The sequence below is a fragment of the Pseudoalteromonas sp. B62 genome, from assembly GCF_037162565.1.
GTDB lineage: Bacteria > Pseudomonadota > Gammaproteobacteria > Enterobacterales > Alteromonadaceae > Pseudoalteromonas > Pseudoalteromonas fuliginea.
This window is the reverse complement of record NZ_JARLVB010000002.1, coordinates 1767052-1790702: the sequence shown is the minus strand read 5'-3', so window position 1 is coordinate 1790702 and position 23651 is coordinate 1767052. Positions and strand designations below refer to the sequence as shown.

Genomic DNA, 23651 nt, shown 5'->3' with positions numbered 1-23651 from the left:
AAATATGTCAGTGTTTTTTATCTCCTATTTAAACCATGTGTTTATGTTGTTTTTTTACAAAAAAACGACAACGTGAGCTAATTTGACTCCCCTTAATTTACCTATAATTACGGTTTGATAATAAAAACTACAAACAAAATAGAGCTAAAATAATAAACGATTAAATATGTTGAGCTGTTCAGACTCTAACTTAACTAAGACATCTGTTTACGACCAAAATACAACCTGTCTCAATCAACAAACAAACCTGTTATTTTTAATCAAAAAAAGCCCCAAGTAAAAAATACTCAGGGCATGTAATACCAATCTGCTTATATATGGGGTCTATTTAACGTTAAGAAAATTACGCTAGAACTAGGAAAAAATTTTTGTATCTAATTGTTCTAAATAAAAAATTTTTAACGACGTTATAGTGCAATTTAATTCGTTAAATTGATCAAAGATTTATGCAAGTTGGTATAACTATTTTTAAAACTAACTATTCAACACTATCGGTGATCGTACGTTCTAAGGTCATTTTATAACCTGAACTCGTTGTTGTATCGTGCTCTAAGATAAGTATGTAGTTTCCTTCTTGCGTAAAGTCCATATCGCTTTGTTGGATAAGCACGATTTGCTGCCCGTTATCCTCAAATACTGCATAAACAGTATAAATCTCGTTGTCTACGACTTGCTCTTCTTGATCGTATTTATCAAGCCCATCAACAACATTACTTGTGTCTTCTACTGTTTCACCGTTAAGTGTAAAGTACACGTCAACTTCAGAGACTGATTGACCTGCATAATTTTCAATTAAATTTACAACTGATACCGTATGACTATAACTGCTAGGCGTAAGGTTTTCTTCTACGCTCATCATACGAGGACCATTTTCTTCGTCGTTATAAAAAATCCCCACTGCACTTTGTTCACGCTCTAACGTCATTAAAAAGTTATCAGCAAGCTTGGTGCCTTCTTCGTCATACATAGCAACACTGTAGCTGTTAGGCGATAATTCAACATAGTTAGTATAAGTATCGTTGGCTACTGTATCTGTTGTTAACTCTGTAGTACCACGAGTAATTGAGAAGCTAACAGGTGAATAGCTATCCATTGTATTAATGAATCGTAATTGGCCTTGTGCATCTTGATGATTTAGCTCCGTGACATAGTTATTATCAGTCACTATATCAAGCGTAATACCGTTTTTTTCGGTTGCATAGCTTGGACGGATCATAGCAACGTAGCTTGCTTCGTCGTAGTAATAAACTGAAGGTGATTCAAAAATAACATCCGAACTACCTGCCGCTGTCACATAAATTGTATAATACCCTTCTTCAAGTGTTTGTAGATCGGGCTCAGTCAAATACTGCGCAGAGGCAAATAATGTTGCGCTTTCAAATACACCATCATCCGTAGCTATATAAATATCATAGTTATTATTTTCATTCGTGGTATTAAAAAAACCTAAGTTAAATTCATCAGTGTCACTAGAGATAGGCACGCTAAGCTCTGTGAATATAGGCTCAGCAAAATCGCCACTCATCACAATTAATTGCGTTTTATCACCTTTAATCGACACTTCTTGTTCACTAATGGTTATGTAACTGTCGTTGGCATCAAGGTACTCAAAACTTACATCATAAGTGTCAGTACTGTAGTTGTGACGAGTAGTTACATCAGCAAAGTCAGTACCTGAACGCTCTGTTTCATCAATAAATAGTCGAGTGTATGGGCTGTTATAAGAGCCATTATATAATTGAATATAACCGGTATCACTTGAGCTATCATCGGAGCCACAACCGGCTAAGATAGAGATTAAACTAAGTGATAAAGCAGCTTTAAACAGGGAGTTGGTCATTAGAGTTATTCCTTATTATTAAAATCCCTTTTATGACTCGAATACCCTATTTTAATTTCATAATTTACAAAGCATTACTCGCACTGACACTTCCTGACGTAAACGTTAAAAAGTGTATGAAAGTGTCTTTAATATTGATAATAGATTACAAAAGGAAAAGTTTGAGGGACAACCACAGCAAATTCTTAGCGTTTTAACGTCTGAGTTTACAGGTTGAAAAGATCAGCTCACTACATACCTATTACGGCCAGTTTCTTTTGCTTTATACAAAGCAAGATCAGCTCGCTTCATTACCTCATCAAACAACTCTCGTTCAATGCGTTGTGCAATACCTATGCTTACAGTTATAAAGCGGTCGTTTTTCACATTAATTGTATGGGCGAGTTCTAAAATAGTTTGGGAAAAATCAGTCACATCATTAATATTACTTGGGGGAAATAACCGGCAAACTCTTCACCACCAATTCGAGCAAAAACACTCGTGTCATCAAATAAAGCATTCACTTTATAGGCAAACTCTTTAAGTATTTTGTCTCCCATATCGTGACCGAAGTCATCATTTATAGATTTAAAATGATCTATATCAATTATTAAAAGAGTGTATGCGGGTGTCGTCACATTTTTCACATATCGATAAAAACAACGCCGGTTATGCACATTAGTCAAATCATCCATAATGAGCTCTTTAGCTAGCCGATTATGCATTTTTTGCATAAATAACATAGTTTTAAACAAGCCAAAAGCGGTTATTGTCATGCCTATAGTTCGGCATAAATCTTCAACATACAAACTTACCCAGTAAGGTGGTATAACTACCTCATCAAGCACATCCGCCGTAATACCGACAATCCATAATAACAATCCAGTGCTTACGTAAAAATATGCTTTTTTAGCTAACTTTGAGCACTGTACAACCCAAAAAATAGCAACAATGACTATTAAATTAATAACATCCGTCGTAAAACCATAAATATTATTTTTAAAATCTAAAAAAGGGAAATTCATTAAAGAATAAGCAGAAAACACCAGAATATAGGAAAGAAGTATAAACATTAAAAAGCTTATTCAGCTTAGTGAGATGGACAAAGCGACTTAACTTTATACTGACTATTTCGGGATTCATTATCGTCCAATTTTACGTTAGGCTATATGAGCAACACGTAAAATTATAACACACGTTCAAAATTCAGATACAAAACCACTGCGTTAAATGAGTGTACTTACCCCCCATGTCCCTAGTATTAAAACACTTAAACCAATCATAGCCTTAGTTTTATGTTTACTAATTATCCATTCAGCTTGATTACCCGCGTAATACACAATAATAGCCAAACTAAAATAACGAATAGAACGTGCAATAGCACTGGCTAACAAAAATAACCAAATTGAATATTTAGTTGCACCAGCAGCAAGCATCGCTATTTGAAAAGGGATTGGTACAATACCAAGCGTTATAACAAACCAAAAACCTTGTTCTTGCATTTGTTGCTGAACATTTTTAAATTGCTCAGGTGTTGAAAACGTATTAATGATCCAATCACCAACGGCGTCAAATAGGTAATAACCCAAAGCATAGCCAAACAGAGCTCCCACAACACATCCCAAAGTAGCCATAAATGCAATAAGCCAAAGTTTTTCACGTCGAGCTTGCATTAATGGCACTAAAACAGCCTCAAGTGGAATAGGGACTATAGTCGACTCTAAAAAAGACGCAACGGTAATACCACTTAACATATGCTTAGAATCTATAAATTGACGTGTTTTTTGTTTAAGCTTTTTTTGAATAGCCATTATAATTCCCTTCTATAATTTAAACTCTCGACAATATAAAGCAGAGGACTTTATTTCTATTTATCAGACACTTAAAAAACAAATATAAAGTCTATTTCACCTAAAAAATCACTACTGTAAATTTAACCTACAGAGATAAACCCACCAAAATCGAATGCTAATAAAGTTAAATTAACCTGAGATCTGGTTAAGATATTTACCAACGTATTGAATTATAGTGATATGTAAATTTATATTCTCTAGCCAGAGATTTTCAGTGAAAACAAGACGAACTTACGCGTCAATAGCTGCTTGAGATAGATTTATTATCCACAGTTCAGGTTAAATTAACCTCCCTACAATCCAAGTAACAATATAACTAACTTGCGAAGTATCATCGCATATTCAGCTTAATACAGGATGAAAATACATATTTATGAGCAAGTCGCTATTTACTACATATGTTTCGCCTTATAAGCAATAAACGTTACAAGCTAAGTCCAAGGTTTTTACTGAAAACATATTCATGTAAAAAACACACCAATTAAATGAAAATGATATTGCGAATTATTCGTATTTATATATAATATGGCGAAATTATTCCCGCTCAACTGTATTATTTGTTTACTTAATTAGGAATTTATTATGCGTTTAAAAAAACTATTAACAGGTGTGATGCTACTCACAGTCTGTGCAACAAGTTATGCCCACACTCCTTATTTAGCGCCCTACTCTTTTGATGAATCAAGTCAAGATAACGTTACTTTAGACGCTGCTTTTGCAGAGAATTTTTTTGTTCCTGAGCTTGCGTTTAATAACAGTATTTTTACTGTAATTACTCCTAATGGTGAAACCATAAATCCTGATAATGTTGTTAAATTGCATTTACGTATGGTTGTAGAGCATCAGCTAAAAGAAGAAGGTACTTATCGCTTTAGCACAGGTAAACGCTTAGGCCGTGTGTTTAAAATGTATGAAATAAACGGTGAAAGAAAATCGCTAGAAAACCCAATGGATGCAATCCCTGAGGGAGGAAAGTTACTCGCCTTTTTCCAATCACTCACCTTAGCTGAAAGTTATGTAACCAAAGGTGCCCCAAGTGAAACAGCCCTAAAACCTTACGGTCAAGGCTTAGAGTTTGTTGCTAAAAGCCACCCTAATGAACTTTTTGTTGGTGAACGTTTATCAATGGTTAGCGTGTTTAATGGAAAACCACTGGCTGACTTAACTGTTGATGTTTTTCAGGCGAACGATCAATTTAGCAATGATAAACCTTCCATCTCATTAAAAAGTAACGATAAAGGCGAGTTTAGCTTTATGCCACAAAAACAAGGCGTATACCTTTTACGTGCACGTTATAAAAGTGATGCACCTAAAGGCTCTCTGGCTCCTCAAATCAGTAATACCTACACCCTTGTTGTTGAAGCGACAGAATAAACGAGAAATAAAATGAACAAAATAATAACGATTACTTTTACTACTGTTTTAGCACTACTAAGTACAGTCACAAATGCAGCATCGCATAGCAAGTCGATTTACATAAACCAATACGATACCAACAATGACGGCAATGTGCACTTAGCTGAATTTGACAATGCCCGACAGAATAACTTTAACAGTACTGACGAAAATAAGGATGGCGCAGTAAGCGAAAACGAATATGTTTTTGAATACCAAGACCGTATGGATAAACAACTTACCCTTGATAGGTTAGTGCAAGTTAAACAAACCACAGTACGCTTCAAAGCACTCGATAAAAATGAAAATGCTAAAATGGAATGGCAAGAATACCAAGCATCTGGTGTACGGAGTTTTACAAAATATGATGTAAATAAAGACGGCACAATTAACGACCTAGATCCTGAGCCAAAAGAAAAACAGAAAAGAAAACGGTTGAAAAAACTGAGCAGCAATTAGCACAAGAAAAACAAAACAAATTAAACAGAGCAAAACGCCTACTTCGTATGCCAACAACGCACGATCGAAAAGGTTTTTTATTAAATACGACCTAAATCAAGATAACATTATTACCCAAAAAGAATTTAACCAACGCCGCCGACAAGACTTTGATCGTGCCGACGAAGATGCTAATAATTGGCTAACAGAGCAAGAGTATATTTTTGAATATGAAAACCGTTTAGATAAAAAGATAGCCAGTACACGCAAAGCTGCATTAAAACAAACACACATTCGTTTTAATGTTTTAGATAAAGATGAAGATGGTGCAATGACCTTTGCTGAATACCAGCTGTCAGGGCATCGTAGTTTTACACGTTGGGATACTGACAAAGACGGTATCGTCAACAACCTAGATCCAGCGCCTAAAAAAAATGAATATGTGAGCAACAATAAAACGGCAAAATCATCAAACACTAATTACTGAATATTAAACGCCTCCCTGCCAATAAATTTACAGGCAGGGAGAACAATATTGAATTAAGGAATGTTGATAAATCATGTTAAAAAAATATTCGGTGCTGCTTTATTACTTATTTTTAACACACAGCCAGCTCTTGCTATGGTAAATGCCCATTACGATAATGTATTAGGTACATCAATGGATATAAGCATTGCAGGTGTACCTCAACTGCAAGCCGAAAAAGCGATAGGTAGTACATTAAATGAAATAACACGCTTAGAAGGGATTCTTTCAACGTGGCAAAAAGAGAGTCAGATTAGCTTGCTCAACAAGTTAGGAAGTAAACAAAACCTTCCTAGTGAATTAATTGAAATTGTTGAATTATGTGAAAAATGGCATGCCGCTTCGCATAAAAAATTCAGTTGCAAAATGGGCAAATTAAAAGAGCTTTGGTTAGCCGCTGAACGCACTGATAGCGTACCAGATAGGATTGCCGTACGTTATAAAGCTCGCGACATCCAACGCTCAACCATTAACATTGATGCTGTAAAAAGCAGTGTAATATTAGATGAAAAAATAGCACTTGATCCTGCGGGGTTAGCAAAAGGGTTTATTATTGACTTAGCTTATGCGCATTTGCATTCGTTATTGCCTGATGCAACGGGATTAAAATTAGATATTGGCGGTGATGCATATTATTGGGGAAAACCAAATAATAATGCTAAATGGCATGTTGCAATAGCCGATCCGACAAATCTAAACGATGCTCAATCAGCAGCGCCATATTATGTGAATTTATCAAATATGGCCATTGCATCAAGTAGTCACCATAATCGCTTTAGACAGATTCAAAGAAGAAAATTTAGTCATATTTTAGATCCACAAGATGGCTGGCCAATGGACTATGCGCCATCTGCAACGGTTATAGCTAAAGACGCCGTCACTGCAGATGCCATCGCAACGGCATTAAGCACTCAATCAATATCACAAGGAATAGATTGGGTTAATCAACTAGAAAATGTTGAAGCATTAATAGTATCGCCTCAAGGTTTAAAAGTGGCATCAGCTGGATGGCATACTTTTGTAGGCTCTGAAACTGAAGCCATTGATGAGCTTTCTGCTAACTCACTGCAAATAGAATATCAAATACCTAATTTACAAGTAGCTAAATATGAAAAACCTTATGTTGCTATTTGGATAAGCGATCGCCAAAACCGTAGTGTTTATAATTTACTATTACTGGGTGAAAGTAATCGATGGGCTAAAGAAAACAGTCGTTGGTGGCGACGTGTCGGTCGTAAAAATCCAGATTTATTAGATGGTATAGCTCGTCCAACTCGCCGACCAGGAGAATATAAAGTTCTTTGGAGTGGCCTAAATAACAATGGTGAATTTGATAGAAAAGCTAAATACTATCTAAATATAGAAGCGGCAAGAGAAGGTGGAGGCCACAACTATAAACGGATTGAATTTGAGTTTAGCCCTCATACTGAATCAGCCTCACTACCTAAAAAATTAGTCATTCCTGCTAAAGGTGAACTGGGAATTGTAAGCATAACTTATAAAACAACAAATAATAATCGCCTCTAACGCTTACTCATTTAAAGGTATTATTAAAAAATAAATGTGTAAATCGCAATCATTTGCCTTTGCATTTAAATTAACATTAAATTAGGGATCATCATGAAATATAAAAAATCCATTTTAACCAGTGCAATAACCATTGCACTTAGTGGGCAAGCTTTCGGACAGACCATACAAACACTAGAAAAAACGGTTGTTAAATCTCAAAGCATTGAGCGTGATGCGGTAGTAGAAGTACTTAGTAGTGAAGAATTAGCACTTCGCCAAGTTGATAACTTTGAAGATTTAGTAAAATTAGTACCTGGTGTATCTGTATCAAAAGGTGATGATCGCTGGGGTGCAAGTGGCTTTAATATTAGAGGATTAGATGAAGACCGAGTTGCTATTAATGTTGATGGCGTGCCACAGGGCGAAACACTAAAGTACGAAAGCGGACAAGCTTACGGATATTTTAAAGGTTCACGTAATGGTGTCGATATTGAAGCACTAAAAACAGTTGAAATTGTTAAAGGTGCTGATGCTATTTTATCGGGTAACGGTTCGCTTGCTGGTGCCGTTAATATGACAACGAAAGATCCAGACGATTTTCTTTCTTATCAAGGCGATGACTCAGGTTTTGCCATAAAAGCAGGCTACAGTGGTGAAAATAGCGAAACAATGACCTCACTCACTGCGGCTAATAGAACTGGTGCTCTAGAATCACTCATTATTTATACCTATCGCGATGGTAATGAATTTGAAAACTATGATATGAATGGCGCTGATATAGAAGGCTCTGCCAGAGAAATTCCTGACCCTCAAGATACTAAGTTAAATAGTGTACTAGCTAAGCTTATTTATGAAATTAGTCCTGACAATGAAATTGGATTTGTTGGTACTTATTATAAAACAAAAGTAATTACTGATACGCAATCATTTAATGGGGGTTGGTATTCAAACCGAGTAGGCAACGATATAAGTAAGACAACCCGAGTTGGTGTTTTTCATAAATACGAGGGTGAAACAGCTCTTTTTGATAAAGTAACCACTGCATTAAATAAACAAAGTATCGACTTTGCGGCTAATACGAGCCAACACGCTAGATTTGGTTTTGGTGGTGGAATAACTACCGATGAAGACCGTGTTGATACACGTGCTTTTAATCAAGACCTATTCCAAGTAACAGTTGATCTAGAGAAGTCATTTAAGTTTGCGCAACAAAAACATAAATTAGTTTATGGTGCTGAAATATTAAATAAAGACTATGAAAACTCACAAGTACGAAAGTCTAACAGCATTTTAAACGACAAGGGTTGGGTAGAATCAAGCAGCCAAGCTTTGATCCCAAAATCAGAAGCCGACATTTATACTTTATACGCCTTAGATACGTTTAATCTTGGAAAAACGACTCAGGCGCGTCTTGGCGCACGATATGACCACTATACATATAATGCTAAAGCAGATGAAAACTATTCAGATGAATCAGGAACATTAGGAGAAATTTCGTTCTCTATGGCAACATGGACAGCTGGCATTGAACAAGCACTCAATGATTCATTTAGTATTGAAATGGGTGTATCAACTGGCTTCAGAGCACCTACCATTGAAGATATGTACACAACAAGTGGCACTCTCGATGATTGGAATGAAGTTCCCAATGCCGATCTAAAAGCGGAATACAGCACTAACTATGACGTTGCATTAGTTGGTGAGTTTTCTAAAGGTAGTTTTCGTTTAGGTACTTTTTTCAGTAAGTATAAAGACTTTATTGATAGCGAAAAACGCCAAGGCATAAATACTAATACGGGTGAAACAGACCCTGATGGATTTTTTGTCAACTTTAATTCAGATACCGTTGAAATTAAAGGTATTGAGTTCTCGGCCGACCTTAACCTAAGCCGCACATTTGATTTAACACCCGGTTTAAAAACGCGTGTACAAGCGGCTTATACAAGTGGTGAAAATAGCGAAGATACGCCTATCTACTCTATTCAGCCGTTTAATTTAACGTGGGGAATAAGCTACGACCAGCCTGAAGGTAATTGGGGCGTTCACACATATGCTTCTTACACTGCAGGTAAAGAAGATAAAGACTCCTTTACAATCGATGAAAATGGCGAAAAAACATACCCTCTTTATTCTAGTAATGCAGCAACAATTATTGACCTAACTGGGTATTACAATATTACTGAGTCTTTACGCTTGGTTGCAGGCGTATACAACGTAACAGATAAAGAATATTACCGTTGGGATAGTGTCCGCTTTGTTGACCAAGGTGATATGAGACCTGGGATCGGAGTGACTGATAACGGCATTAAACGCTACAGCGAAGCAGGCCGTAATTTAGGTGTAAATGTAAGTTATAAATTTTAAAGGTACACAAAATAATTAATATTTAGGCCGAGTTATGACTATAACTCGGCTTTTTTCCTTCTAGCCAAGATAAATAGTGCTTAAACAAAAAGCACGTTAGAAATAGCAGACAAATTAACTTACAATTAAAAGTAGTGAGTATTTTAATTGTAAGTAGTTATTAAATTTATGCAAAGTGCGCGTTTTATTCCCTTTAGAAAGCAAGATATTGTTGATATGTGTAGCGAAGAGCTTAGAAGCAGTACACAAAAAACATCGTTTAAACAATTTTGCGATTTACTAGCCAACCTTATTCATTACGATTACCACGCAACACTTGAATCACTTAAAAATAACTACGCCCCGTTTGATCCTAATAGTGACACGCGATCATTAGCGCCAGTATCGGCGGATCAAAAAGCGCAGTGCCAACGAGATTTTGCTAAAGATTTTGCTAAGGTGCTTAATGCCGCTAATTTTGAAGTGATAACCAATGAAGACTTACAAGATGCATTAAATGAAGAGTCATTATTTAAGGTGCGCCTTGAAGTTGAATTTGACGACTTTGAAGAAGTGGTATTTTATCGCCGTGGCGAGTCGCAACTCACTGAAACCATTACCAGCTTTTGGGGCCTTCGTAAAAAACAGCTGCACTTTACTAATTACGATCGAGTTGCGGTGTTTATTCGCTTTAAAGACAGCGCTTATTTTGCAGCTAAAAATAAAACGCCAATGGGATTTGAGCCAAGTTCAACCATAGTAAAGTTGTTTCAAAATGTGCCAAAGGCCGATCTCGAAATGCTATTTCCTAATAGCGAAGTACGCATGCGCCCTATTGATAAAGCAATTATTGGCTCATCGGCTTTAGTTGGCGGTGCAGTGGTACTTATAACTAAACTTGGCGCATCAATCGTATTATTGCTTGCTCTTTTTGCTTTTTGGGGTGGTTTTAGAAGTGAAGCTGTAGAAATGACCCAACAACACTTTATTACCTTTGCTATTGGCATGGGAGTATTTGGCAGCTTTATTTTTAAAGAATGGAGTAAGTTTAAAAACCGTAAAATTAAATTTATGAAAGCGCTTAGCGATAACCTCTACTTTAAAAACCTCGATAACAACGCGGGTGTTTTTCACACGCTTATTGACGCCGCCGAAGAAGAAGACATAAAAGAAGCCCTGCTTGCGTATACCTTTTTACTCAAATCAGAAAGCGGCTTAACCGCCCAAACGCTTGATGAACAAATAGAGCATTGGTTTAAAAGCAAATACCAGTGCGATCTTGATTTTGAAATTAGCGACGCACTTGAAAAGCTGGTACGTATGCGTTTGGTAACGTGCACTAGTGATGTGTATAGCGCAATCAATTTAGAACACGCAAAAGCGATATTAGATGAGCGTTGGGATAATCTGTTTCAATATAATTAATGTAGTATTTTTGCTAAATAATACCCAAATAAAAAAGCAGCTGTAAGTACAGCTGCTTTTTTTATTACATTATCAATAGCTAGTATTTAAGCTAATTCAGCTTCTGCTTTTTTAGTAAATTTAGAATGTACTAACTTATAAAGCGCGGGCAAAATTAACAGTGTTAGTAACGTTGATGAAATAATCCCGCCAACCACTACCGTTGCAAGTGGCCTTTGCACCTCAGAACCCGTTCCCGTGTTAAGTGCCATAGGTATAAAGCCTAAACTTGCCACCAGCGCCGTCATCAGTACTGGGCGCAGGCGTTGTAATGCACCGCTGTGAATTGCTTCAAACAAACTTAAGCCGTCGCTTCGTAACTGCTTAATAAACGACAGCATAACTACACCGTTTAATACCGCGACACCACTTAGGGCAATAAACCCCACACCCGCTGATATTGAAAGCGGCATATCGCGCAGCAATAACGCAAGCACACCCCCCGTTAATGCCAGTGGCACACCACTAAATATAATCAATGAGTCGCGAAGCGATCCAAAGGCGCTATACAGTAAACCAAATATAAGCAGTAAAGTAACAGGCACAACCAACGATAATCGCTTACTTGCCGATTGTAACTGCTCAAACGTGCCGCCGTACTCAAGCCAATAGCCGCTTGGTAAGTTAAGTGATGCGTTCATGCTTGCTTGCGCATCACTTACAAAGCTGGCTAAATCGCGCCCTGTCACATTAGCTGTTACTACCACATTGCGCTTGCCGCTTTCGCGGTTTATTTGGTTAGGCCCTTTTTCGATGCTGATTGTCGCGACTTCGCCAAGCGGTACAAATGCAAGTTCTGGGTTACTATCTTTAGGTAAAGCAACTGGCAAACGAGCAAGTGCTGATACATCGTTCGACCAACGTTTATCAAGGCGCACTAATAACGAAAAGCGTTTATCACCCTCGTAAATTAGCCCAGTTTGCACGCCACCAACAGCGGCGGCAAGTGTTTGCTGAATATCGTTTACGCTTAAACCTAATAACGCCATGTGGTCACGCATTGGTGTTACCGAAAGTGTTGGCAATCCTTCCATTTGATCCAAACGTACATCGCTAGCGCCTGCAATATTGCGCATTAGCTCTGTGGCTTTTTCGCCAAACTCTTTAAGTACGCTTAAGTCGTCACCATAAATACGCAGTGCCACATCGGCGCGCACACCAGCAATTAACTCGTTAAAGCGCATTTCTATTGGTTGTGTAAATTCGTAATTGTTACCAGGTACATCGTTAACACGGCTACGAATTTGTTGCACCAATTCTGCTTTGGTGAGTGCTGGATTAGGCCACTCTTCTTGCGGTTTCAGTATTAAAAAAGTATCGGCAACATTGGGCGGCATAGGATCGCTTGCTACATCAGCAGTACCAATTTTTGAAAATACGTTGGCAACCTCAGGCTGATCTAATATGGCTTGCTCAAGCTCTTTTTGCATTTGCACAGATTGCTCAATACCAGTGCCAGTAATGCGCAGAGCGTGCATAGCAATATCGCCCTCATCAAGTTGCGGTAAAAATTCTGCGCCCATGTTTTTAACTTTAAAACCAAGCACCAATACTAATACAGTAGCAATACCCACCATAAGCCACGGTAATTTAAGCGATATACCAAGTAATGGTTTATACACTTTTTTAACGCCGCGCATGACTGCGTTTTCGGTTTCATCAACCTTACCGCGAACAAATACAGCAATAGCAGCGGGCACAAAGGTAACGCCAAATATAAGCGCGCCAATTAACGCCGCAACGACAGTAAACGCCATTGGTTGAAACATTTTGCCTTCAACGCCGCTTAGTGCAAATAAAGGTAAGTAAACCAGCATAATAATAACAATGCCAAATACAGCCGGTGTAAATACTTCTTTGGTGGCTGCGGTCACTACATTTAAACGCTCGTTTAAAGTAAGTAACCTGCCATGTTTGTGCTGAGCTACGCCGAGTTGGCGCAGGCAGTTTTCTACTACAATTACAGCGCCATCAACAATTAAGCCAAAGTCGATTGCACCTAGGCTCATTAGATTACCCGATACGCGATTACCCACCATACCTGTAACGGCAAACAACATACTCAACGGAATAACCATTGCCGTAATAAGCGCGCCCGTTACATTACCCAGCAGTAATAGCAAAATTACTATCACTAAAACGGCACCTTCAAATAAGTTGGTTTGCACGGTTGCTATGGTTTTATCAACAAGAGTTGTACGGTCGTAAACCGCTTCAACAATAACGCCAGCGGGTAAGCTTTTTTGCACATCAACTAACTTATCAGCCATCGCTTTTGCCACTACGCGGCTGTTTTCGCCAATTAGCATCATGGCGGTGCCGAGCACGGTTTCCTCGCCGTTATAAGTGGCCGCGCCAGTTCTAAGCTCTTTGCCTAAAAGCACGTTAGCCACATCTTTAATGCGTACAGGTGCATCGTCGCGCTTAGCTATAACGGTATTGGCTATGTCATCAATGGTTTTTAACTGCCCTGGTGAGCGTACTAAATATTGCCCATCAAAACGCTCAATATAGCCTGCGCCTCGGTTACTGTTATTAACCTCAAGTGCACTAATTACATCGCTAATAGTAAGCTTATAGGCAATGAGTTTTTCGGGCACTGGCGCTACTTGATATTGACGCTCAAAACCACCTTGGCTGTTTATTTCGGTTACGCCTTTTACTTTTAAAAGCTGCGGACGAATAACCCAATCTTGCAAAGTACGTAAGTCTTCGGCGTTGTAGGCAGTGCCATCTTCTTTTAACGCATTAGGCGCGGCGTGCACACTATAAGTAAATATTTCGCCTAAACCACTGGCAATAGGACCCAAGTTTGGCTCTACGTTATTAGGTAAGTCGGATCGAATACTTTGAATGCGCTCACCAATTTGCTGACGCGCCCAATAAATATCGGTGCCTTCATCAAAAATAACCGTTACTTGCGAAAGCCCATAACGCGAAAGCGAACGGGTGTAATCAAGCTTAGGTATGCCCGCCATGGCGGTTTCTACCAAATAAGTAATGCGTTGCTCTACCTCTAATGGCGTAAAACCCTGTGCTTTGGTATTAATTTGCACTTGTACGTTAGTTATATCGGGTACTGCGTCTACCGCTAAATTTTGAATGTTGTATACACCAAATCCAGCAAATAAAAATGTAAGCGCAAGCACCAGCATGCGGCGTTTAACCGCAAAAGAAACTATCCAATTAATCATGGTGCCTCCTAGTGAGCGTGGCTTGCGCCGCTTTTTAAAATATCAGCTTTAATGACATAACTATTGTCTGTTACGTATTCGCTACCTGCGTTTAAGCCTGTAAGTACTTCTACCCACTCGCTATTTTTTGCACCTAAGGTAACGGGGCGCACTTCAAATACATTATTTTTACGAACAAACACACTGGGTTGACCGTTAAATTCTTGAATTGCTTGTGGCTTTACACGCACGCTGGCATTTATTTTAGCCACACTTACATCGCTATTTATATGCATGCCTGGGCGCCAATGCCCGTCTGGGTTATTAAGCTCTATACGGGCACGCGCTATGTGCCCGCCTGTCATCATTGGGGCTATAAAAAACACTTTGCCTTGCGTATTTAAATGGTGATGCAAGTCGTACACTTTAGCGCTTTGACCAATGGCGAGTTTTTCAATGTTTTCAGGAAAAGCCGATAACTCAACCCATACTATATCGAGGTTAACTACCTGCATAAGCGCGCTGGTACTTGCAAGCTCACCACGCTTTAAATATTGCTCGGTTACAACGCCGCTAATTGGGCTTTTAATGGCGTAATTTTGCAGTGTTTCGCGGTTAGTTACGTTGGCAAGTACGTCGCCTTTTTTAACGCTTTGACCAATGCTTACAAAAATATCACTGATCAATCCGATATACGGCGCCATTACTTCTACCGTGCCGTGCTGCGTTGGCGCAATAACACCAAAAAGCGTATCGGTAATATCAACGTCACCACTTTGCGCCACCTCAGTTTTAATACCTGCGCGCTCAATAGCTCGCTCTGTTAGCGTGGTACGGCCTTCGTGTTGGTCGTATTCATAGCTAACACTCTCGCCTTTATAATTAGCAGTAACGGCAAGTGCAAACGAATGTGGTTCGTTAATTGATTGCGTGCTTACAAGGTAGTCGCCTTCAGCTGTAAACTGTATGTTTTGCGGCGCTTCAACTAAGCGTTTTAAACTCATTGTTATATTTAAGTCGCTCATATTAATCGGCTTGTTTTTCTTATAGCCGTATATGCGCAGCTCAACATTACCTGCAAATTCTTGCAGTTTAAGTTCAAGAGTTAGCTTAGGGTCAGTTAATAAAAAACCGCCGTGCGGGCCTTGCTTTTGCTCGTGTTGCTCTGTTTCTTTATGACCTGACTCGCCATGCTCAGCAGAGGCAAATACATCTGTGCTTACAAAGCTGCTGGCAAACGAAAGTGATACTAGTAATGCGATTATATTTTTATTCATGATTGATGAGTCTCAATTAAAGATTGGCCTGTTAAACGCTCAAGAGTAAGTAGCACTTGGTACAGCTCTGCGTGAGTGGTAATAAGTGTGCGTTTAGAATCAAAAAGTGCTTGTTGAGCATCAAGTAATTGCAACACCGAAATTTGTCCGCGTTGATAACTTTTTAAGCTTTGCTCAATCAATGTTTGTGCCTGAGGAATAATTTGATCAGATAATAGCTTTGCCTGATTAGCTCGACCTTGATAATAAGCGTACAAGGTACGCACTTGCTGGCGTAGCTGGATGCGCAATTGCCCTTGCTGCTCATTTAAAAGCATGAGCTGACTATTTGCAGCTGCAATATTTCCGCTATTTGAATTACTTAATTGCAGTGGCATAGAAAACGAAAACACGAATGAGCTGGAGTCGCTTTGCTGGTTATAGCGCACGCCTCCCCTATATTAATATCGGTTTGTCCGTTTGCTTTTTGCAGTGCTAAGTTAGCTGTTTGCTGTAGATATTGCTGCTGTAATAATGCAAATTCAGGAGCTTGGTTAACCGCATCTAAAAGTGCTTGTGCTGATTTAAGCGCAGTAATTGCATTAATATTACCAGCAAAAGTATCGTAGGATTGCTCCTCACTCCATAGCTCGTTAAGCGATAAACTTGCTCGCTCAAATTCACTGTTAAGCACCGCTTTATCAAGCTCTACTTGGCTAAGTGCATAGCGCATACGCGTTACATCAGCTTGCGACGCTGCCCCCGCATTAGCTCTTTGCTCAATCGCTTTAAGTGCTTGGGTTACTACCTGTTTACGCTCGTTATTTAAACTTAATAATGTTTGAAATTTAAGCCCTTGGTAGTATCGCTCAGCAGTGGTTGCTAATAAGGCTAAACGGGTATTTTGATACTGTATTGCTTGGGCTTTAATATTGGCGGTTGCATTATTAATACGGCTTTGGCGTTTATCGCCTAGCTCTATTAGTTGGCTAAGCCCGAGCGTTATTTCAGCGCCTTGAATACCACGCGCATCGTTAGTGCCCAGTAAATTTTCGGCTTCAACATTTAATACAGGATTAGGCGAAAGTGCAGCTTGAGATTTAAGCGCACTCAATATTTTTTGATGATAAGGGTAGCGTTTTAATACCGGATTTTGTTGTTCGGTATTACTCAGCGCCTGCTTAAGGGTTAATGTTTTAACATTCGCCAAAGTACTAAAAGCAGGTAGCGCGCACATTAGCGCCACCAGCATAATTGGTTTTTTATTCATATAGCGTGTCCGTTTTTTAACAAATAGAGTTAACTTGAGCACGGTATTGGTATTAAAAAATCAAACCAAACGTGTATCAAGTAACCTAAATATGCATATAACAGAACCTAAACAACGCATAAGCGCAGGCCGTATATACAAAGTATTTAAAATTAAAAACTAGCTATAAAAATTAGGTGGCGGTACGTCTGGCGGGTAATTTAACCCGTTATAGCACGCAGGCGAAGTTGCTTTACTTTGCTCTGGGCTTATTGAATGGCTAGAGGTGCTGTTGTAGCCACAATGGCAATGTTGGTGGGCATGAATTTCGGTAGTTGATGTTTTATCGCTTTGGTTATCATCGGCTGTAGAGCCGTCTTGCGATAATGAACTGGTTACATGATCAACGTCTTCTTGCAAATGATACGCAGCGCCATCACAGCTAATAAAGCTGTGTACAAGCACTAATAATATCACTATTAAAAAACGGTTTGAGCGCATTACCTACCTAAAACTCTAAAATGCAATTTAAGAAATCGCACAATACCTTAAATTTATTCAAATGTAGAGAGCCGCTAACGTTATTTTCTAAATTCGCTTGGCGACACACCTACCGACTTCTTAAAACGTTTGGAAAAATTAAAAATATTAGAATACCCCACATAACTTGCCACATGCGAAATTGGCCAAGCCGTGTTTAACAATAAGTTTTTAGCCCGTTCAATTCGTAAATAAATAAGTTGTTGTATTGGGCTTTTACCAAATTGCGCTTGGCATAAACGATGCAAATGCGGCGGTGAGTAATGCACATGTTCGCACATTGCCTCTATTGTCCAATCAAACTGCAAGCGCTTGTCTACCTCTTCAAACAAACTAATTAAACGGTTATGCGCCGCACCCTGAGAGTTATTTTGCAGCGTAGCATTTAAGTAATGACTTAAAATAGGCGTTACGCTTTCGCGTAAATTAGCATTGGGCTCGCTGTATAAAAGCTCCATAGCAAGGTGTAACGGTTCAAGTTTTTGCTCGGTTAATACCAATGCTTGCGCTAAGTTTAAATGCTGCCAACGTTTAGTATTTGCAAGGTTTAACCAAATAACATCCCAATGTTCAGCATCAATTTTCACTTCAAAGCTTTGCTTTGCTGGTAGCACAATAAGTGTATTAGCATTAAGTGTGTACTGCTCATTTTGTGTTGTTAATTTACCCTGCCCTGCAAGCGTATAAAAAAGTGTATGTTCTAGCGGTGCTGAGCGTGCTACGCAATAACGACCCGATAGGTTTGAGCAACCCGCAAGTACTATTTCAAGGTTTGGCATTTGCGCGAGCGTTTGTGAATCAATAAAGCGTTCTATACAGCGCGGACCAATATCGAGTATGTCTTTAATGTTATAGCGCATAATTACAATGATAGTTTTGGATAAATAAAGGAGAGCTTTAAGCATAACCCCTGCGATTATTTTTAGCTATATTTAGCGCATTATAATTGCCCGCTTATGCAATAGGATAAACATGACCTCTTTACAGCACATAATTAATCGCCGCGATTGGGAAAACCCAATTTCAGTACAAGTTAATCAAGTAAAAGCGCACAGCCCACTCAATGGATTTAAAAGCGTTGACCATGCCCGTACTAACACGCAATCGCAAAAACAAAGTTTAAACGGTCAGTGGGACTTTAAATTATTTGATAAACCCGAAGCAGTTGATGAATCGTTGCTAAGTGAAACACTAAATAGCAACTGGCAAAGTATTACAGTGCCTTCTAACTGGCAATTACACGGCTTTGATAAACCTATTTACTGTAATGTTAAGTACCCATTTGCAGTTAACCCGCCTTTTGTACCAAGCGACAACCCTACAGGCTGTTACCGCATTGAATTTAATATAAGCGAAAGTAAGCTAACTCAGCGTAATCATATTATTTTTGAAGGCGTTAACTCGGCGTTTCACCTATGGTGTAACGGACAATGGGTGGGTTATTCACAAGATAGCCGTTTACCGAGCGAGTTTGATTTAAGCGAACTATTAGTTGCAGGCACTAACCGTATTGCCGTTATGGTTATTCGTTGGAGCGATGGCAGTTATTTAGAAGATCAGGACATGTGGTGGCTAAGCGGTATTTTTCGCGATGTTAACTTACTTACAAAACCACAAAACCAAATACGTGATGTGTTTATAACCCCCGATTTAGACGCTTGCTATCGCGATGCAACGCTACATATAAAAACGGCGATTAATGCGCCAAATAACTATCAAATAGCAGTGCAAGTTTTTGATGGCGAACAGGCGCTATGTGAGCCGCAAATTCAAAGTACTAACAATAAACGTGTTGATGAAAAAGGTGGCTGGAGCGATGTAGTATTTCAAACAATTGATATACAAAGCCCTAAAAAATGGACCGCCGAAACCCCATACTTATACCGCTGCGTTGTGAGTCTGCTTGATGATCAAGGCAATACCGTCGACATTGAAGCTTATAACATTGGCTTTAGAAAAGTAGAAATGCTTAACGGGCAGCTTTGCTTAAACGGCAAACCGCTGCTTATTCGCGGTGTTAACCGCCACGAACACCACCCAGAAAACGGCCATACAGTTACTACCGCCGATATGATTGAAGATATTAAGCTGATGAAGCAAAATAACTTTAACGCCGTGCGTACTGCTCACTACCCTAATCATCCCCATTTTTATGAGCTATGTGACGAGCTAGGTTTATACGCAGTTGATGAAGCAAACATAGAAACCCATGGCATGTTTCCTATGGGCAGGCTTGCAAGCGACCCGCAGTGGGCTGGTGCATTTATGTCGCGTTATACACAAATGGTTGAACGCGATAAAAACCACGCCTCAATTATTATTTGGTCATTGGGTAACGAATGCGGACACGGCGCAAATCATGATGCGATGTACGGCTGGTCAAAAAGCTTTGACCCTTCTCGCCCAGTGCAATACGAAGGCGGCGGCGCAAACACAACGGCTACCGACATTATTTGCCCAATGTACGCCCGTGTAGATACCGATATTAAAGACGATGCGGTACCTAAATACTCTATTAAAAAGTGGCTAAGCCTACCAGGTGAGACTCGCCCGCTTATTTTATGTGAATACGCCCATGCAATGGGTAACAGCCTAGGTAGCTTTGACGATTACTGGCAAGCATTTAGAGAATACCCACGCCTACAAGGCGGCTTTATTTGGGATTGGGTAGACCAAGGTTTATCTAAAACAGACGAAAACGGCAAGCATTATTGGGCTTACGGCGGCGACTTTGGTGATGAGCTAAATGACCGTCAATTTTGTATTAACGGCTTATTATTTCCAGACCGCACGCCGCACCCTAGCCTGTTTGAGGCTAAATACAGCCAGCAACATTTACAATTTACGCTGCGTGAGCAAAATCAAAACCAATACATTATTGATGTATTTAGCGATTATGTATTTAGACACACCGATAACGAAAAGCTCGTTTGGCAATTAATGCAAAATGGCGAATGTGTTGAACAAGGCGAGCAAATTATTAATATTGCTCCGCAAAGTTCGCACTCTCTAACGATTAAAACTAAAACAAAGTTTGAGCAAGGTGCGCAATATCACCTTAATTTAGATGTAGCACTTATTAACGATTGTAGCTTTGCAAGTGCAGAACATATATTAAACACCGAGCAGTTTAAGCTTATAAATAGTAATAATTTAAACAGTAAATCATTTGCATCAACTACAGAGCAAAGCGCTATAAGTGTTAGCGAAACCGACTCTCAACTAAGTATTGAAAACGATAAATTTAAACTTATTTTTAGCAAGCAATCAGGGCTTATAGAGCAGTGGTTACAAAACGATACTCAGGTTATTAGTAGCCCACTGGTTGATAACTTTTATCGTGCCCCACTTGATAACGACATTGGTGTAAGCGAAGTAGACAACCTAGACCCCAATGCATGGGAGGCTCGTTGGTTACGTGCAGGTATAGGGCAATGGCAGCGCACATGTAGCTCAATTCACGCAGTGCAATCAAGCGTTGATGTACGTATTACTTGTGTATTTAATTACGAGTTTAATGGCGTGCTACAGGCTCAAACACAGTGGCTATATACACTAAATGATACCGGCAATATTAGCTTAAATATTGACGTGCACTTAAACGATACTCTGCCACCAATGCCGCGTATAGGGCTAAGTACAACGCTTAACAAGCAAAGCGATACAAAAATAAACTGGCTAGGTTTAGGGCCTTTTGAAAACTACCCAGATCGCAAAGCCGCAGTACGTTTAGGTTATTACAGCTTGAGCTTAAATGAGCTACATACACCGTATATATTCCCAACTGATAATGGCCTGCGTAGCGATTGCCAATTGCTGAGTATTAATAACTTAACCGTGATTGGCGCGTTTTTGTTTGCAGCCAGCGAGTATTCGCAAAGTACGCTAACGCAGGCAAAACACACTAACGAACTAATTGCTGATGATTGCGTACATGTACACATTGATCATCAACATATGGGTGTAGGTGGCGATGATTCATGGAGCCCAAGTACTCATAAAGAGTATTTACTTGAGCAAAAGCAGTACAGTTATTCTTTAACTTTTTCAGCTAAATAATTTAAACAAAAATAGCGGCCAAATTGGCCGCTATTTTTTAATTTAAAAACTCTATTTATTAGCTAGTTTTTTAACTAATACGTTATCAAGCGAAAAACTTCCCGCTCCCTGAATTGCTAAAACCACAGTTACAACAAGTAACGTTAATGCATATTCATAACCATTGTTTGCCATAAATAAGCCATTACTAATATGTACGCTAAAAATAGCAATCAGCATAGTAAGGCCAGCAACTACAGCAGCAGGGCGCGTTAACAAACCAATTGCTAATGCAATGCCACCAAAAAACTCAGCGCTACCTGCCATCATTGCTAACCAATAGCCAGGCTCTAAACCAATACTCGCCATCCACTGCCCAGTGCCTTCAAGCCCGTAACCGCCAAACCAAGCAAATAGCTTTTGTGCACCATGCGCCGCTAAAATAAGGCCAACTGGCACTCGTAAAATTAATGCTGCTACGCCTGCTTTTGAGCTAAGTAATGTGTTTAGTAATTTCATGAGTTTTAGTCCTGTTTGAATTTATTTAATCGTTAGGTTTCTCCTAACCGTTGAACACAGCTTACTATCATCATTAAAAAACATTAATATGGAATTTATTGGTTAATTAGCAACTCAGTGTTTATAATAATCCATAAAAAAACCGCCAACCTAAAGGTGACGGTTTTTTATTAACATATTACTTAGTATATTTAAGTAAGCGCTTAGCTTTGAAAATTAAGCGACTGCTTGCTCTAAAATTTCGCGGCTTTCTTTAAGCGTAATAGCTTGGTTTTCACCAAGTGCTAGCATGCCGTGCGCTTCAAGTTTGCCAATAATATTGTCAATAGCTGCAGCTTTATCATCGCCATGCTCAGTAAGCTGGGTCGCTACGTCGAGGCTGTGGTAAAACGCTTCAATCGCTAGAATTGTTTTCTCAGCCAGGTCGTCAGATTGCTCAAGACCAAACACATTTTTACCCATTTGCTCAAGCTTTGCTTTTTTAACTGCAAATTGGTTGCGCAGTAAAGAAGGCTGAACAATAGCAAGTGAACGTGCATGATCAACGCCGTAAGCGGCTGTAAGCTCGTGACCAATCATGTGCGTAGCCCAATCTTGCGATACGCCAGAACCAATTAGACCGTTAAGTGCTTGGTTAGCAGACCACATAAGGTTTGCGCGCCATGCGTCGTCTTGGTTTTCAAAGTTATCGCCCAGTGTTTTAAGCGCTTTTAATAGTGCTTCTGCGTAGCCATCTTGTACAAGTGCGCCTGCTGGGAATGTTAAGTATTGCTCACAGGTATGAACCCATGCGTCTACTAAACCATTTACAAGTTGGCGCTGTGGTAATGTTTTCATTACATCAGGGTCCATAATTGCAAACTTAGGTTGTACCGCAGGAGACATAAACGGAAGTTTTTGTTTAGTCGCAGCTTTGCTCACAACAGAACCTTGGTTAGACTCAGAACCTGTAGCAGGAAGAGTAAGTACTGCCCCAATAGGTAATGCGCTAGTTACTTTATGTTTACCAGTAGGAATATCCCAACCTTCGCCATCATAAACTGCAGATGCTGCGATGTATTTAACGCCGTCGATTACTGAGCCGCCGCCTACACCTAGTACAAAGTCGATACCTTGTTCTTTACAAATCTTTACTGCCTGGTCTAGTACTTCAATTGTTGGGTTAGCGCCAACGCCCGAAAACTCTACCCAATCAAAGCCTTCAAGTGCTGCAGCAACTTGGTCGTACACGCCGTTCTTTTTAATTGAACCGCCGCCGTACACTACAAGTACTTTTTGATCCTTTGCGATCAAATCAGTTAGTGAGGCAATTTGTTCTTGACCGAACTGGATAAGTGTTGGATTTACGTAGCTAAATTTCATTATTTTGCTCCTAGGTGACGGTTAATTGCTGAGTACTTTACTTAGTTACCTAATAAAGTATCGATGCGTGCATATTAATGGCAAAACAAACATAAAAAAAGCCCAATAACTCGCAAAAGCTTGCCTAAAACTATCAACGTTGTTATTTTACGCAAAATACACTCAAT

17 protein-coding genes and 1 pseudogene are annotated in these 23651 nt (G+C 39.3%); 7 read left to right on the top strand and 11 right to left on the bottom strand.

The window, feature by feature from the left end; genetic code table 11:
* Positions 1–478: 478 nt before the first annotated feature.
* The 4 genes from P4S71_RS12565 to P4S71_RS12550 all read right to left on the bottom strand — a co-directional run bounded on the left by P4S71_RS12565 (position 479) and on the right by P4S71_RS12550 (position 3630).
* Complete coding sequence (locus tag P4S71_RS12565; RefSeq protein ID WP_337150786.1) at positions 479–1840, bottom strand: hypothetical protein; 1362 nt, start codon at positions 1838–1840, stop codon at positions 479–481.
* A gap of 222 nt (positions 1841–2062) precedes the next feature.
* Positions 2063–2254 (bottom strand): diguanylate cyclase domain-containing protein, encoded by a 192-nt coding sequence (locus tag P4S71_RS12560; protein ID WP_337150785.1) that lies wholly within the window; start codon positions 2252–2254, stop codon positions 2063–2065.
* Positions 2251–2892 carry a GGDEF domain-containing protein gene (locus P4S71_RS12555; protein ID WP_337150784.1) on the bottom strand — a complete coding sequence of 214 codons (642 nt, stop codon included), beginning with the start codon at positions 2890–2892 and terminating at the stop codon, positions 2251–2253. The genes P4S71_RS12560 and P4S71_RS12555 overlap by 4 nt, the downstream gene beginning before the upstream one ends.
* A 153-nt stretch (positions 2893–3045) precedes the next feature.
* Positions 3046–3630 (bottom strand): YqaA family protein, encoded by a 585-nt coding sequence (locus tag P4S71_RS12550; RefSeq protein ID WP_096792538.1) that lies wholly within the window; start codon positions 3628–3630, stop codon positions 3046–3048.
* A 624-nt stretch (positions 3631–4254) separates the two neighbouring features.
* Between P4S71_RS12550 and P4S71_RS12545 the strand changes: the two genes are divergently transcribed.
* The 6 genes from P4S71_RS12545 (at position 4255) to P4S71_RS12520 (ending at position 11308) form a co-directional block, all read left to right on the top strand.
* Positions 4255–5046 (top strand): DUF4198 domain-containing protein, encoded by a 792-nt coding sequence (locus P4S71_RS12545; RefSeq protein WP_337150783.1) that lies wholly within the window; start codon positions 4255–4257, stop codon positions 5044–5046.
* A 12-nt stretch (positions 5047–5058) separates the two neighbouring features.
* Entirely contained in the window at positions 5059–5526 is a 468-nt protein-coding gene (locus P4S71_RS12540; protein ID WP_337150782.1) for a hypothetical protein, read from the top strand.
* Between the two features lie 310 nt (positions 5527–5836).
* On the top strand, positions 5837–5992 hold the full coding sequence (locus P4S71_RS12535) for a hypothetical protein (RefSeq protein WP_337150781.1): 156 nt from the start codon (positions 5837–5839) through the stop codon (positions 5990–5992).
* A gap of 60 nt (positions 5993–6052) precedes the next feature.
* A complete protein-coding gene (locus P4S71_RS12530; protein ID WP_337150780.1) occupies positions 6053–7558 on the top strand; it encodes a DUF2271 domain-containing protein in 1506 nt (501 codons plus the stop codon).
* 93 nt (positions 7559–7651) lie between these two features.
* Positions 7652–9904, top strand: coding sequence for a TonB-dependent hemoglobin/transferrin/lactoferrin family receptor (locus P4S71_RS12525; protein WP_337150779.1), 2253 nt, complete (start codon positions 7652–7654; stop codon positions 9902–9904).
* Between the two features lie 168 nt (positions 9905–10072).
* Entirely contained in the window at positions 10073–11308 is a 1236-nt protein-coding gene (locus P4S71_RS12520) for a TMEM143 family protein (protein WP_337150778.1), read from the top strand.
* An 86-nt stretch (positions 11309–11394) separates the two neighbouring features.
* On the opposite strand, the gene P4S71_RS12515 is transcribed toward P4S71_RS12520, so the two are convergent.
* From P4S71_RS12515 to P4S71_RS12495, 5 genes and pseudogenes are all read right to left on the bottom strand, one after another.
* Positions 11395–14541, bottom strand: coding sequence for an efflux RND transporter permease subunit (locus tag P4S71_RS12515; protein WP_337150777.1), 3147 nt, complete (start codon positions 14539–14541; stop codon positions 11395–11397).
* 8 nt (positions 14542–14549) lie between these two features.
* Complete coding sequence (locus P4S71_RS12510) at positions 14550–15797, bottom strand: efflux RND transporter periplasmic adaptor subunit (protein WP_337150776.1); 1248 nt, start codon at positions 15795–15797, stop codon at positions 14550–14552.
* Positions 15794–17046, bottom strand: a pseudogene (locus P4S71_RS12505) (TolC family protein). Before P4S71_RS12505 ends, P4S71_RS12510 begins: the two are co-directional and overlap by 4 nt.
* A gap of 159 nt (positions 17047–17205) precedes the next feature.
* Positions 17206–17526, bottom strand: coding sequence for a hypothetical protein (locus P4S71_RS12500; RefSeq protein WP_193155133.1), 321 nt, complete (start codon positions 17524–17526; stop codon positions 17206–17208).
* Between the two features lie 80 nt (positions 17527–17606).
* The gene (locus P4S71_RS12495; RefSeq protein WP_337151624.1) at positions 17607–18425 is read right to left on the bottom strand and encodes an AraC family transcriptional regulator; all 819 of its coding nucleotides are present in this window, start codon (positions 18423–18425) and stop codon (positions 17607–17609) included.
* A 112-nt stretch (positions 18426–18537) separates the two neighbouring features.
* On the opposite strand from P4S71_RS12495, the gene P4S71_RS12490 reads away from it, so the two are divergent.
* Positions 18538–21624 (top strand): beta-galactosidase, encoded by a 3087-nt coding sequence (locus tag P4S71_RS12490; RefSeq protein ID WP_337150775.1) that lies wholly within the window; start codon positions 18538–18540, stop codon positions 21622–21624.
* A 51-nt stretch (positions 21625–21675) separates the two neighbouring features.
* Here P4S71_RS12490 and P4S71_RS12485 read toward each other — a convergent pair whose 3' ends face one another.
* Both P4S71_RS12485 and P4S71_RS12480 read right to left on the bottom strand, forming a co-directional pair.
* Positions 21676–22122: a DoxX family protein gene (locus P4S71_RS12485; protein WP_337150774.1), complete on the bottom strand. Its 447-nt coding sequence runs from the start codon at positions 22120–22122 to the stop codon at positions 21676–21678.
* A 216-nt stretch (positions 22123–22338) separates the two neighbouring features.
* Positions 22339–23484, bottom strand: a complete 1146-nt coding sequence (locus P4S71_RS12480; protein WP_007378228.1) for an iron-containing alcohol dehydrogenase — start codon at positions 23482–23484, stop codon at positions 22339–22341.
* Positions 23485–23651 lie beyond the last annotated feature (167 nt).

What these genes read in the sequence shown, in the direction of transcription:
- P4S71_RS12565 (WP_337150786.1), bottom strand. Translation starts at nt 1,840, where the DNA reads ATGACCAACTCCCTGTTTAAAGCTGCTTTATCACTTAGTTTAATCTCT.
- P4S71_RS12555 (WP_337150784.1), bottom strand. Translation starts at nt 2,892, where the DNA reads ATGTTTATACTTCTTTCCTATATTCTGGTGTTTTCTGCTTATTCTTTA.
- P4S71_RS12550 (WP_096792538.1), bottom strand. Translation starts at nt 3,630, where the DNA reads ATGGCTATTCAAAAAAAGCTTAAACAAAAAACACGTCAATTTATAGAT.
- P4S71_RS12545 (WP_337150783.1), top strand. Translation starts at nt 4,255, where the DNA reads ATGCGTTTAAAAAAACTATTAACAGGTGTGATGCTACTCACAGTCTGT.
- P4S71_RS12540 (WP_337150782.1), top strand. Translation starts at nt 5,059, where the DNA reads ATGAACAAAATAATAACGATTACTTTTACTACTGTTTTAGCACTACTA.
- P4S71_RS12535 (WP_337150781.1), top strand. Translation starts at nt 5,837, where the DNA reads ATGACCTTTGCTGAATACCAGCTGTCAGGGCATCGTAGTTTTACACGT.
- P4S71_RS12530 (WP_337150780.1), top strand. Translation starts at nt 6,053, where the DNA reads ATGTTGATAAATCATGTTAAAAAAATATTCGGTGCTGCTTTATTACTT.
- P4S71_RS12525 (WP_337150779.1), top strand. Translation starts at nt 7,652, where the DNA reads ATGAAATATAAAAAATCCATTTTAACCAGTGCAATAACCATTGCACTT.
- P4S71_RS12520 (WP_337150778.1), top strand. Translation starts at nt 10,073, where the DNA reads ATGCAAAGTGCGCGTTTTATTCCCTTTAGAAAGCAAGATATTGTTGAT.
- P4S71_RS12515 (WP_337150777.1), bottom strand. Translation starts at nt 14,541, where the DNA reads ATGATTAATTGGATAGTTTCTTTTGCGGTTAAACGCCGCATGCTGGTG.
- P4S71_RS12510 (WP_337150776.1), bottom strand. Translation starts at nt 15,797, where the DNA reads ATGAATAAAAATATAATCGCATTACTAGTATCACTTTCGTTTGCCAGC.
- P4S71_RS12500 (WP_193155133.1), bottom strand. Translation starts at nt 17,526, where the DNA reads ATGCGCTCAAACCGTTTTTTAATAGTGATATTATTAGTGCTTGTACAC.
- P4S71_RS12495 (WP_337151624.1), bottom strand. Translation starts at nt 18,425, where the DNA reads ATGCGCTATAACATTAAAGACATACTCGATATTGGTCCGCGCTGTATA.
- P4S71_RS12490 (WP_337150775.1), top strand. Translation starts at nt 18,538, where the DNA reads ATGACCTCTTTACAGCACATAATTAATCGCCGCGATTGGGAAAACCCA.
- P4S71_RS12485 (WP_337150774.1), bottom strand. Translation starts at nt 22,122, where the DNA reads ATGAAATTACTAAACACATTACTTAGCTCAAAAGCAGGCGTAGCAGCA.
- P4S71_RS12480 (WP_007378228.1), bottom strand. Translation starts at nt 23,484, where the DNA reads ATGAAATTTAGCTACGTAAATCCAACACTTATCCAGTTCGGTCAAGAA.